We start from the raw sequence: 12,156 nt of genomic DNA, 5'->3' as shown, positions 1-12,156 counted from the left end.
GTCAATAACAGTTGAGTTTCGCAAAATTTCGTCAAGGTGATTGACCTTTTTGCACAAGATTAAAGTGCAGAAATCCTCTGAGCAGCTGAGGCAGAAGGAAAGGAAGCAGGCGGGGGTAAAGTATTTTAAACGGATTAGAGTCGCTGTGATGATGTTTTAGATGCGATGTATTTTAGCAGGCTAGCCCGTTTTACCATGGGGTGATTGGTATGAGGTAAAAGCGGGTAAAACGCCTGAAGTTTTTTTTGTCGCACTAAGAAGCTGGTCAGGCCTACGCGCCCAAAGCAGTTGTCGGCTTGACGGTAGGTAAGATATCGATTCAGTATCTTGGAGATCTTGTGGGCATCAATTTTTGTCAGGTAATAACCTTCGGATCCTTGACTTGGATTGCGCAAATACTCTACGAGTCCTGAAGAAGTGAATAATAGTGATAGCTGCTGCATGGATATTGCGTATTTGCTGAGGACTGCAGATACGCTGACTAAGTGATTTTTTGTTGTTTTGACCGTTTGTTCAATTGGTGTGTCGAGTGAAGGGTAGACGCTCATAATTTCGGTTAGCTCATAAATATTTTGGCTAAGTTGTTTCTGGTGGGCTCCCGCTTTAGGGGTAATTCCATTTTTGACTAGCTCTTGGCATACGCAGGATACCGGGGTTTTCAATGTGCTAGCAAGAGTGCCCGCTGTTATGTAAGACTTGTATAATTCGTCAACGCTAACCTTGTCAATTAAAATCTCGTGTTTCAGAAGGCTGTTGGTTGTGGTGAGGATGCCGCTTCTTATAAGTGTGATGATGGTCTTCTTCGAAATTCTCAGTGCTTTTGAGGCGTCTGCTAAATTATAGGCTAGAATCTCTTTGCTTTGCATATCGAGCGATCTTGCATAAAGCTCAACATCATGCCGTATGAAAAAGTTTCTCTCGCACCTGTCCACGCCGGGTCCAGTGACTGGTAGGATATTTACGCTCCTAAGAATTCTGGAGGTGGCATGTAGATTGCACTTCAGAAGTAGGCAAGATTCTTTAATGCCAATAAATTTTTCTTTGAATTCGAGCAGGTGGTTGTTGTTGATAGCATATCCGTTACCTCTTTTTAACCGGAACTTACACGTTAGCAAACCTGCTCTGATCAGATCCTTAACAGTAAGTGGAGCCACGCGAAGTAAAACTGATGCCTCTTTAGCTGAGAGCCAAGAGCCTGATTCGTTACCTGTCAGATGTGGGAGTACATGATGAGGTTGCTTTGCGTGGATGTCTCTGACTTCTGACCGGTTAAGCCATTTAAGCACAGCATCTTTTTGCTCCATGCTGATGACATAGCGACGAAAAGCTGGTCTTAGTACGCCAACGTCTAGGTTGTGGAAGCGCCTAAGCGCTTTACGAATACTCCTCAGTGGGAGCTTGCTCTGAGTTGCAAGCAACTGAATAGATATGAATTTTTTTTCAAATTGAGCGATGTCTTCTTTTTCGAATAGCCACTTGTGTCTCGGGCCTATATGAGGAGTAAGGAGACGTTCTGATACAGCGTCGTGTATACAGGTGGCCGATAGAGCCAAATTTTGTTTAAGAGTTTTCGTCGTGATGTAATATTCCATTTTGTCACGGCTCACTTCATTTGTCTTTCGAAGTTCTTGTATTTTGTGTTCGATCCTCTCTATTTTCCAAAGGGGGAAACGCGCATTGAGTGTGGTAAGCGTCTTTTCCTTGGGTAGCAACCTGCGCTCACGATGGTTCGTCGAAAGCCATGTGTATAGTTGAGGACGCTCCAGAAAGAAACTTGACTTCAATGGTAGTTCGTGCGAGTCGCAATTATAAGTAGGTTCAATTTGGTGGTGGCTCAAGAAAGCTTTGATGCATTTCTCTGTCTCCATGGTTTGGATCAATGCTAACTTTGCGCAAATGATGCGCTTTGGTATTGTGGGGTACAAGCAACTGAGCTGACGCAACTGGTCAAGAATGTCATTTTCCTTACACTCCAGTATGGCTAGGGCCAGTAGTGTAATGGCTCTGGTTGCCGCGCAATGTGATTCATCGGTGCGGCGATAGCCGAGCAGGTATAGATACTCAATTAGTTTTGTGAAGTTTTCAGATTCTCCATTTCTAAAAATATCAAGAAGTCGCCGTTCGAATACAAGCCTATCGGGGTTGCATAGGGGAGACTCCGGAAGTTCAGGGCAGCGGCAATGATTGTCGAGAAGCCAATGCCAAGCCAGGTTCTGTCCGCAAGTCGGACATCTGCGTAAATATTTACGAGCATGGTAGGGGCAGTAAAGCGCAAGGGTGAAATCCTTAATAAAATATTCTTGCCCATTTTTTCTGCACTCTGAACAATACGCCGCTTCTGAGGATCTGATAAAATCAGAAGGCACTTCAATATTCAAAAGACGAATTTTTGGCTTAGTTATCAATGCCGTAATTGGCATATAAAAGCCGCTGAGAAAGTTTTCTCGGTCCTCAGGTGAAGAAATCGTCTCAGCTATTGATTGAGGGATTGAGTGGTTTCGGTAAAGAAGGGCCCCGGTATAGGTGGGGCTAATATACATATAAGAGAGATCACATTTTTTTACCAGGCCATGACGATCAGCCATTCGCCTCAGTACACTACTAGGGCTTTCTTCCGGCAAAGGTCTTGGGATAAATAGAAATTTATTCATTGACTTTCTCCTGGTAGTCGTTGATGGTCTTTAAGTTGGTGGTGAGTTCAAGTGCAAACGGATTCTCATCAGCCAATCTGTCTCGAAGGGAAATGCATTCGCAGGCTATGTGAAAATCAGCAAGATTAAGTTCGCATGGTCCATCTCTTTGTAAACAAGACTTTAAGGCGTCGCTCATGATCAGTCGCATAGTCTTGAAATTTCCGGCAGTCGCTACGAATATGGCTGCTGCAATTGATCGGTCGTATAAGTGGACGCCCTTATCAATTCCAGCGATTGAATACATCGCTGAGTCAAGCTGTTTGAGCACTGTGAAGTAATCACTGTCGCTGTGCTCTTCGTAGCGGAAGTTACTGAGCTCGGCAACGTAAGGATAACGCTTGGCAAAGGTGTCGAGGCTGTTGCGGATGTCTCGGCATAGCTCGGTGCCAGATAAGATAACTGGGATTCCAGACTTATTTAGTAGGGTGACAATCCAGTTTAACGTGTCGAGCTTGACCTTTTGGCTTATGGTTGTCACGCAGAGTAGTTGTATTTCATCTAAAAAAATCACCTTTACCCCTGCTGTATGCAAGCAGGTTATGAGTTGGTGAGTTAGCTTTACCACGGTTCCTTTGGGTTCCTGGCCTATCAAGGTTGAAAACATGTTGCCTATAAGGCCTCGAACAGTGGTTGGTGCTGGGACTTCACAATAAAAAATGGGCAATTGAACATAGGTGCCGTCATCGCGGCGAACAACAGGGTCGCTGCTGTGGTACTTTTCACAATATCTGCATAACGTAGATTTTCCAGAGCCACTTACTCCATAGAGCAGGGCGCATAAAGGCTCGCCTAGAATTTCGGTATTCTCAATAGCGTTCTCGATCTGAGAAAAAGCAAATTTATACTGCCCATAAAATACTACTTGGCGCTTAAAGCGAGCGAGTATTTTTGCAGTTCGGGTGTCCATAATAGCAACTCCGTTTCAATATTTATCGCCATTGTTAATTCTGAAATATTGGCTTGTATCTACTGCGGTAGGCATTGATATTTTAGAGAATTAATATGGCGTGGCAGGAGTAAAGCCCGCGGCTTTCGGCGCAATAAGTGTTGAAATGCGTTTGGGTTGCCGAGATACCGCGGGGCGGAAGTCATTGATCTAGGCTATGCGGTATGTTCAAACCTCCACCGGAGCATCATCTCCGGGCGTCTTGCCATGAAATCGATAATTGTCTGGTTTTTGAGGCCTGTTCGGCCTGGGAAGCCTAAATTTCTTGGGATGCTCCAACGAACCGTGCTCTTTGGTTTGATAGTACTTACGACGTTTGGCTGTAGTTTTGAGGTAAGCAAGGTCGCGCAGAATTTCAACACGCGCTGCACGAGCTCGGCCGGAATCAAAACTCTGACGATGCGCCCGCAAGCGCTTTACCGTTTCTTGATGCAGATGAAGCGTCAGACCTTCCTGATAATCAGGATCTACGGGCTGCAATTCCATCAACTCTTCCGGATAGCTCGGATGACTTGCCCAAGCTTTCCCAAGGTCGCTTGGGTCGTAGAATACAACCAGTTTTTCAGCCTTGGGCTCCCGGTTGGCAAGGTACGCCACAGCCGGCCCAGTCCAAAACAACGACTTGTGTCGAAGCCGGCCCTGTTGCGCGGATGCGGTAAACGCCCTGAGGAAGTGATGATGCAATTCCGAGAGAGAGTGACGTCTAGGCGGAAACATGGGGTTTTGAGCCGCTTCCCATGCCATCCTCGGCGAAGTATTCAGACTGCTGTGAATGCGCTCGCAGTACACTTCTTTTACCCAGCGGCTGAAGATGTCATCCAACGCCTTGAGGGTCAAACAGGCGTGGTCTTCGGAGTTGTAGTCACCTCGAGCGGCTATGTTTGAGAACGTAGTACCGGGTAGCATATGGGCGATTTCTTTCGACCAGACGCCAAAAAAAGCTTCAATATGTGGCTTTTGATTTCCAGTACCCGGCTCGCAATAACACACCTCCCCGCCAAGCATACCGATGATGCGGCGCAGGTTATCTCCAATGAACTCGGCACCACTGTCGAATACATAACGTTCCGCCACCCCGCCGAATGGGTTATCCGAGGACATTGATAACTTCAGGGCTTTTAAGGTCGTATCTAGCGATGGCGGGTTAAATCCAATGGTCCAGGCGATTGGCATCCGTGTCGATACTTCAAGAAAGGCGGTGAGATAAGGCCGGCCGATGACCTGACCTTCCTCGTCCACAACCAAAACATGCATCTGTTGAGTGTCAGCCTCCACCAACGCAAATAATCGAGCGGGCCTGGGCCGCTTGCGCGTCCATCCGTGTTGCCTCTGGGCGTACTTACTTCCCTTTTGAGCAAGCGTGCGTTCATATGCATCATGCTCGAGGATAATGCGGTTGAGCGTTGAGGGTGATGGGACTTTCAGTCTGTCGTGAGAGGGGCGGTTGTCGTTTAATTCTCTCAACGCTAGAATAATCGCATCTATTACCTCAGTCTTGCATGCAGGCTCCGGCTTCAGGTAAAGCGCGTCCATCTGTTGCAAGATGAGCTGTTGGACCTCCCGAGGCTGACGTTCAAGGCGATGCTTGGACTTTTGGCGCTTGTGCGGAATGAGCGCGGTTGGCATCAGCCCAGAGGTACAGAAGGCTTTTATCCAGCGACGCGCTGTGCTGAAGCTGGGGATGCTGATGTCGTTGATACGTTTCGCCAGCTCACTGATTTCTAGTGATGCACGATCTTTGGGCATATGTCCGTGGAATCGCGCCATCAATCCTTGTACATAATGAAGGCGACGGTCAAAATCTAACAAATAGCGCTTGGGCAAGCCGGCCAGGATTTTTTGTGGATCGGCTATAAGTGCCGCTTCCTGAGTTTTGACCAAATCTCCGCGTTTCATTGCTCGGACTAGAATATCAACTGTTTGGCGGAGTACGACCCTTTGTCCCTCGGTTGCCCGCAACTGGACCGTGTCTTGTCTGACATCCAGCACTTGGAATCGCTGACCGCGGTAGCGGTAATGCTCGCCGATCTTGAAATCAGAACCGTTCATACTGACCTCGCGTATACCATAGACTGTGGTAAGATTTTTTGATGGCCATGAATACTCTGGCCTCCGGAGAAAATTACCTTCCAGCGTTTAGTTCTTACTACCCAACCTCCCTGCCAAGCATGCCAATGATCCGACCCTGGTAATCCCAGCTGAATTCGGCTCCACTATCGATTACATAGGGTTCTCTCACACCGCCGAATGAGTTATCCAAGCGGATTGGCGGACCCATGCGGATGGTCCAGGCGATCAGGGTCTGCGTCGATACGTCAGTAAAGGCAGTAAGAGAGGGGGGACCAATGATCCGACCGTTTTCCTCCACAACCAAGACATCCAATTGTTGGGTTTGAGCCTTCACCACTCCAAACATTCGAGAGATACGGGGACGCTGGCGCGAGCATCCGTGGTGCTTCAGCGCGTTCTTGCTACGCCTATCAGCAACTTTTCGTTCAAATACTTCATTCTTGAGGAGAATGCGATTGATCGCCGAATTATTGATGCGTTTCGCCAGTTCACTGATTTGTAATGAGCCACAATCTTTTGGCATGTGCCCGTGGAGCCGGGCCATCAGTACTTGAACATAGTGCAGGCGAAGATGAAAACCCAAGAGATATCGCCTAGGCAAACCGGGCAAGACTTTTTGTGGATCAACCATAGGCGCTGTTTCCCGGATTTTGACCAAATCTCGGCGTTTCATTGCTCGTGGCAAAATCTCAACTGCCTGGCGAGGTACGACCCTAGGTCCGTGTGTCGCCCTCTCCTGAACTTTGGCTTGTCTTACACTCATCACTTGGAATCGCTGACCACGGCGGCGGAAATGCTCGCCGATTTTTAAATCAGAACCGTTCATACCGGCCTCCCGTACACCATCGACTGTGGTGAGAGTTTTTGGTCGAGGTGGACATGTAGGCCGCCCAAGAATATGGCTAGGTAGATGTCCGCCGTGCAAGCGCCGTAGGCGAGGAGCATTTCCACAGTTGCCCGTTGACCCTTCAGGCCCATGACATACTTGCACAAACTTTGCGCCAACCGTTGGTTCGCTCCAAAACTGTAGTAGTAAAGGCAGCGCAGATTGGACGTCTGCAGAGGACTAGGCAGATCGTCAGAGGCGAGCCAAGCGACAGTGATGCCCTCATCTCTCAGACGAAGCTTGAGCTTGTGACACTCGTCATCATGCTCTTGGTATTGAACATTATATGGAAGAAGCTTCAAATACGATGAGGATCCATCACTGAGTGTGATGCAGAAATCTGCCTTGAAGTGCGAGCCCTCGAACTGCAAGATTGCCGGTCGACACTCATAACTATCCACCTCGCTGCTGTATTCAAGGTGGACACAAAGGTCCGCTTGTGTCAGATTGCCGCAAGTAATCGGATGGCCAAGTTTTCGAGAAGGGAAGAATGTCACACGGCTGCCCGGGCGCCCTTTATTGAGAGGTTGGCGGGGGACTTTTTGAACGTGAGAGGAACCTAATACGAGCATAATGACGCCTCCTTTGTGGAAACGTAGTGAAAGCGGTCAACTCGAACAGGCCCGGCATGCAGTACACCGCCGTAGGTGTCTTCGATAAGACTGAATGTCTGAAGCCGAGCCTGATCAGTCGGTGGGCTTGTAGATGAGTGAATCCCTATTCACTCAGAACCACGGATAAAGATACCGAGTGGAGTAGTGATGCCACTCCGCCACCAGGTAGGGGCCGCGATAGCGAACGCTGAACCATACACCTCCCCAACTTCCCTTAACGGTTCTGAATCGGATCATGCGTTGATAGCATTGCACGCTTGGGAAGGGCGAAAGCAATTCACCAGGCACACGACGTTTATTGGTATCGAACAACTCCGCTGAATGATGCCTGCTATTTGGCAAGTCAAAAGTGATGAGTGAAACCATCGCCCAGCTACATCCTCGAACTTGGCAGCGGATCATCACGGTCTTAGATTTCGGTACAAAGAGCCGATTTGAGCCTGAACGCGAGATCAGCTCTTTTTGAAGTGAATAATCGGCATGGGTGCTAAGGCACCATTCACCAAGGTGCCTGGATGGCCTTGGTGAGAACCCTCGATAGCTGGAGCGCATGAGCGGAATCTCCAAAAAGACCTAGCAGGTTGGAGAGGGAGGCTAGGCCGGAGATCAAGAATGCGCCCATACGTAATGAAAATCCTGAATCGTTTCGCGGCGGTATAGAGGAGCGCTAGAAAAAATAATAAGGATAATCAAGAGGTTATAACAGGAGGTTTTCGCATCGGGTCCCAGGGAGCCACCTTGTCTAGGAAGTTTCGAATACCTCCCAGAAATGAACGATTGATAAAATCTATTCTCAGTAAAATCATAAATTTGCGATAGCACACATTTCGCATTGCTCGTTGGTAAGCTGGCAGGGTTTCTCGCTGGGTCGCATCGTTATGTAACATAACCTAGACTCACAAGCAGGGATTGGGACTGGAGGTACCAAGTGTCGACACTTTCAAGTGACGCCATCCAGCGCTGCCGCATGCGTTTTATGGGTGCCGATCTTTTCCAACTTCTGCAAGCAAAAGATCGGAAAGATTTTGCCTATCAAAGCGATTGTCTCTATCGGCCTGATTATTATGCGAGCTTGCGCCCCGGCGAAGCTAAGACCGTTCACCTGAACCCTAAGTGGCTCAAGTGGCTGGATGATGGCGTTCTGCTTCAGAAAACTTGTATCAATAGATTAGTAGAGGCCAAGCCGGAACTGGATCGAGTACTCAGGAATCCACTTTGGGAGGTTTTGGGATGGGACGCTGATGATCCTTGGGCCTCCATCCGCTATCTCGAGTCGCTGAAGCCTCGCAATAGAGCATTGGTGGGTTGTACTTATCGTGACCGAATGCATGCAAGAATGAGATGGGCGATGGGCATTCCCGACTGGGAGCGGCTTGCCTTTCCATTGGCACTGTTGGATACAGTGAACTATGCCCCACAGAGGAGTTGGCTAAATCAGCATTTCTTTAATTACCTGGCTTTAGCAACTCTCCACCCTGCCTATTGTGAGTGCTACAAAGATCTGTGGGCGCTGATTGATGAGTGGTTCTCTGCGAGAAAGCCACGGTGGGGAGCGACACCCGCACTGGGTTGGCCCGGTGACATCAGGGCTTTTGATAAGCGTCGGGAGGTATTCAAACAGGGGCGTGATTTTTTGGTCGAAAACGGCTGGCTGCCTCCCGAGGAGGCGTTGTTTCACATTCATGCTGCAATGCTCTGGTGTATCAGTCTGGGTGGGAAGCCGCTGATGGACAGGTGCATGAACAGCATTTTGAAAGGCGTGAAGCGTTGCCCGGACTGGTTGCGTCGAATGATGCGAGAGCTGGACACTCGTCTCAACGTCAAGTGATTTTGGCTCGCTGGCTGGAAGGCATTTTCGGACGGTCGGCGTAATTCGCGGTCTTTATTAAAGGCAATACCACGCCGCTAACATGTGCCGATTCGCCGAGCTCTTGAGCGTCGCCAGGTGGGACCGTTGCCCTGTTGGCATCTCTAGCGGTGGTGCTGCTGACGACGGTTTAGGCCTGTTGGTCCCAATCATCTTTACCTGGTTGGGTTCGTTGATCATCGGGCCGTGTTTGCGGGTTTTTCGACTGGCTCTCTGCTAACGATCGTCTCTGCTCCCGATAGAGCGCAATCAGCTCAGTTTGCGTTTGCAGGAGAGTCGCTTTGAGGTTCTGCAACTCCTTCTCCTTCAGCTGGTGATTCCGCTGCTCGTTATGCTGGTGTTTGGGTACGCACTGTAGTGGCGGCTGTTCACACTCCTGGTCCAGTAATGCCTCTAGATGATCATTGCGCTCACTGAGGGCATGGTTGGCGCTTTCTCGCTGGCTAAGCAGTTGCTGCAGGGCTACGCATTGATGCTCCAGATTTCTCTTTTGCTGGGTTAGGTTTTCCATTGCTGTGCGCTGATCAGCAAGTTGCTTTTGCAGGTCGGTTATTAACTCTCGATTTTGCGCCTCGGTCGAGGGAGGTTGCTGCCATGCCTCGTCAAGCTGGGGCTGCTCGGAAGCCACCTGCTGCCGGGTTTCCTCAATAAGACGCATGGCCACCATTTCTACGTAGTGAACCAGATCGTCTCTGAGCGTGGTGACGGCCATGGGTAGGTTCGGTGTAGCCAACTCCTTGAGGTAACGCTGAATCGTGGTATTGGAGCCGGTATTGCCCAATTCGACACGAATGGCGTCAACACTGGGATGCACGCCGCGGGCGAGCAGGGCATCTCGAGCGGTTTGCACAACGGCTTTGCTAATTCCTACGCGGGGCATGGCCGGTACTCCTATGCTTTACAGCTGCCCAAAGAGTATGGATTTATTGAAGTAAAAGCGCTCGCGGGAGCGTGCAGGGATCAGCATCACCGACGGAGGGTTGCAGCACTCGAAGGAGCGCTCAGAGTTGCTTCGGTACCTTGCACAGTGAGGGTACAGCGCGTGTAAGCCTTGAACATAATTGTGCCTCTTGCCCGCTCTTGCTGAGCAAGCCTCGCTCGTCACCGCTTCAGCGAGCTTTCCAATTTCAAGTTCCGCATGCGCTGCCGCATGCACTAACCCTGGCGTGAGGCAGGAGAGAACCAGCGCGAGCCAAGCGGAATCGAACGTTTATCAGGTTTTGACTCGGTGGTCGCGTGAGGGTTCGTTGCAGGCTTTTGCCCATCGTTCAGGCGGAGGTAGCCACCCTCTCGCCGGAATGCCAAAATGCTGGACGGTTTGTAGCCTGGGCCAGGAGGCTTCGTCACCTTCAGCAATGCCGAACACTACGAATTCAGTGGCTCACTCGCGTGTGTCCAAGGTGCGATAACTGTTCAGTGGTGTAGTAGGAATTTAACAATGAGCGATCAAGCACCGCCCCAGTGCCTCCCCACTGCAACGCTCGTTTTCCACTCGTGCTACGCCACTGTGTTAAAAGCGGCGGATGCGCGGTATGACGTCCGCGGCTATTTATTATCTCAGATAGTCAACCTCTGCTTAGGCAATCGCGCTACCGTCCCGCTTGCCTATCGCGACCATTACGAACGGTATGTGCAGAGGGAGGCTCTGACGTTCGTGGAGTGTTTCACCGCCCAATTACTCTTTGGCTCGGGACGATTCTCTCCTCACGAATACTGTTACCGGCGGTATTCGCGGTGCGCCCTGAGTTGACGTGTTTAGCACGAAGAGTGCTCATCAGCTGGATTTCCAAAGCTATTCCCAGCTTACCAGAGGGGCTTTGCACAACGTGATCGTATTTACTTTCTTCCTACCCAGCTCACCATTTCCTAGCAGATGCTGGAGCCTCGAGCACCGCTGCTGGATGACACGCCGCGAACAAATTTTGACAACCGCTGAGCAGGTATTTGGTAATCGTAAACTGGCTGAAGACTGGTTCACTAAGCCGGCGATCGGGCTAGGCCGGTGTCTACCGTGTATGCTTTTGGAAAGCAAGGAGGGGTTTACGGAGCTCGCGGACTTTCTCATACGGCTCGACTACGGTGTTTACTGATCGCTACGGGGGGTAACTAACCGGCCCAGCCTGCTCCGGTCTGATGTCGTCGAGTATGATGCGACGGAGCGTTTTGTCATCATCGCACAGCCATCAATCCTCCGAAGGTTATGACACACGAGGTGTCTATGAAGCAGATCAAGCACGAACCCAAACCCCAGATGGCCGCCCGCTTTGAAGCAGAAGCACGCCAAGCGTTAGCCAAGCGCAGTAGCCAAGGCCGCTTTCTCGATATTGCCGCTTCCAAAGACCGGAGTTGGGAGCCAGTAGGGCGTCTGGCCGGTTGAGTTTTCCTGCGAAGTAAAGATGCTTAGGACTTTGTGGCCGTGTAGGTCCACGGCTTTGGCGAAGGCAGGGCAAAACAGTGGAATAATTCATCACCCATGCAGCGCCCCGTACGCTTCGCTGCGGGCTGCATCCAGTGCCCACGCTGGGTTGCTCACCATTACATGCTTTGGCATCTGGCCACCCAGGTAGCTGTTGGCTGAGCCGAACCAGAACGCCATAGCCCAGTCATGCGTGCTAGGGCCGAGCGCCGAGATGATCGCTGCCAAGGGTGAAAAGGGGCGGTAGCCCGACGCTGGGTCAAACGCATACAGGGGAAAGTATTCTTTGTCCTCATGAACCAGCGAGAAGATGTCTCCCGCCTGTTTCCAAGCCATGAGCTCAATCCTGGCTTGATCCGTGCTCCGATGGGTCAGCTCACCGAACGCTTCGGCAGTGAAGAAGTCACCGCTCCTCAGGAGGCGTGCGTTGCCTTTCTTCAACATGGCCCGTTCACGGGAAAAGGTAGGTCGTTTAGACATGGATATCCGTCCGGTGGTCAGTGGCCACCAACGCTCAAGTTTACGATGCGATCGGCAAGCTCACAATTTGGGCTGTGCGGGCAAGACACCGCGCTGAGAGTCGAAACCGTCTGGTAGCTGGGGTGGGCCGGCTCCTGTTTGAGATATGAGACGCTGTTCCTGAATTTTTTCTTCACACAGCCTC

The 12,156-nt window shown here is 50.4% G+C and carries 10 protein-coding genes; 3 read left to right on the top strand and 7 right to left on the bottom strand.

Going from position 1 to position 12,156, the window contains the following annotated elements:
* Positions 1-134: 134 nt before the first annotated feature.
* The 5 genes from IRZ77_RS00670 to IRZ77_RS00650 all read right to left on the bottom strand — a co-directional run bounded on the left by IRZ77_RS00670 (position 135) and on the right by IRZ77_RS00650 (position 7,167).
* Positions 135-2,651: a TniQ family protein gene (locus tag IRZ77_RS00670; RefSeq protein ID WP_196172669.1), complete on the bottom strand. Its 2,517-nt coding sequence runs from the start codon at positions 2,649-2,651 to the stop codon at positions 135-137.
* Positions 2,644-3,600, bottom strand: coding sequence for an ATP-binding protein (locus IRZ77_RS00665; protein ID WP_196172667.1), 957 nt, complete (start codon positions 3,598-3,600; stop codon positions 2,644-2,646). Before IRZ77_RS00665 ends, IRZ77_RS00670 begins: the two co-directional genes overlap by 8 nt.
* Positions 3,601-3,807: 207 nt before the next feature.
* Positions 3,808-5,688: a DDE-type integrase/transposase/recombinase gene (locus IRZ77_RS00660; RefSeq protein ID WP_196172665.1), complete on the bottom strand. Its 1,881-nt coding sequence runs from the start codon at positions 5,686-5,688 to the stop codon at positions 3,808-3,810.
* 97 nt (positions 5,689-5,785) lie between these two features.
* On the bottom strand, positions 5,786-6,535 hold the full coding sequence (locus IRZ77_RS00655; protein WP_196172663.1) for a hypothetical protein: 750 nt from the start codon (positions 6,533-6,535) through the stop codon (positions 5,786-5,788).
* On the bottom strand, positions 6,532-7,167 hold the full coding sequence (locus tag IRZ77_RS00650; RefSeq protein WP_196172661.1) for a hypothetical protein: 636 nt from the start codon (positions 7,165-7,167) through the stop codon (positions 6,532-6,534). Before IRZ77_RS00650 ends, IRZ77_RS00655 begins: the two co-directional genes overlap by 4 nt.
* Before the next feature lie 970 nt (positions 7,168-8,137).
* Between IRZ77_RS00650 and IRZ77_RS00645 the strand changes: the two genes are divergently transcribed.
* Complete coding sequence (locus tag IRZ77_RS00645; protein ID WP_196172659.1) at positions 8,138-9,037, top strand: hypothetical protein; 900 nt, start codon at positions 8,138-8,140, stop codon at positions 9,035-9,037.
* A 169-nt stretch (positions 9,038-9,206) separates the two neighbouring features.
* Here the strand turns inward: IRZ77_RS00645 and IRZ77_RS00640 are convergent, their stop codons facing one another.
* Positions 9,207-9,956: a DNA-binding protein gene (locus tag IRZ77_RS00640; RefSeq protein ID WP_196172657.1), complete on the bottom strand. Its 750-nt coding sequence runs from the start codon at positions 9,954-9,956 to the stop codon at positions 9,207-9,209.
* 1,021 nt (positions 9,957-10,977) lie between these two features.
* On the opposite strand from IRZ77_RS00640, the gene IRZ77_RS27225 reads away from it, so the two are divergent.
* Together IRZ77_RS27225 and IRZ77_RS00630 are read left to right on the top strand one after the other, a co-directional pair.
* Positions 10,978-11,166, top strand: a complete 189-nt coding sequence (locus IRZ77_RS27225; RefSeq protein ID WP_196172655.1) for an antitoxin Xre/MbcA/ParS toxin-binding domain-containing protein — start codon at positions 10,978-10,980, stop codon at positions 11,164-11,166.
* Between the two features lie 128 nt (positions 11,167-11,294).
* Positions 11,295-11,453 carry a hypothetical protein gene (locus IRZ77_RS00630; RefSeq protein ID WP_196172653.1) on the top strand — a complete coding sequence of 53 codons (159 nt, stop codon included), beginning with the start codon at positions 11,295-11,297 and terminating at the stop codon, positions 11,451-11,453.
* A 90-nt stretch (positions 11,454-11,543) separates the two neighbouring features.
* Here the strand turns inward: IRZ77_RS00630 and IRZ77_RS00625 are convergent, their stop codons facing one another.
* Complete coding sequence (locus IRZ77_RS00625; protein ID WP_196172651.1) at positions 11,544-11,972, bottom strand: hypothetical protein; 429 nt, start codon at positions 11,970-11,972, stop codon at positions 11,544-11,546.
* Positions 11,973-12,156: the final 184 nt, after the last annotated feature.

Origin of the sequence: Pseudomonas pudica (genome assembly GCF_015680405.1) — a bacterium.
Classification (GTDB): Bacteria; Pseudomonadota; Gammaproteobacteria; order Pseudomonadales; family Pseudomonadaceae; genus Aquipseudomonas; species Aquipseudomonas pudica.
This window is presented reverse-complemented; position numbering and strand designations above follow the sequence as displayed.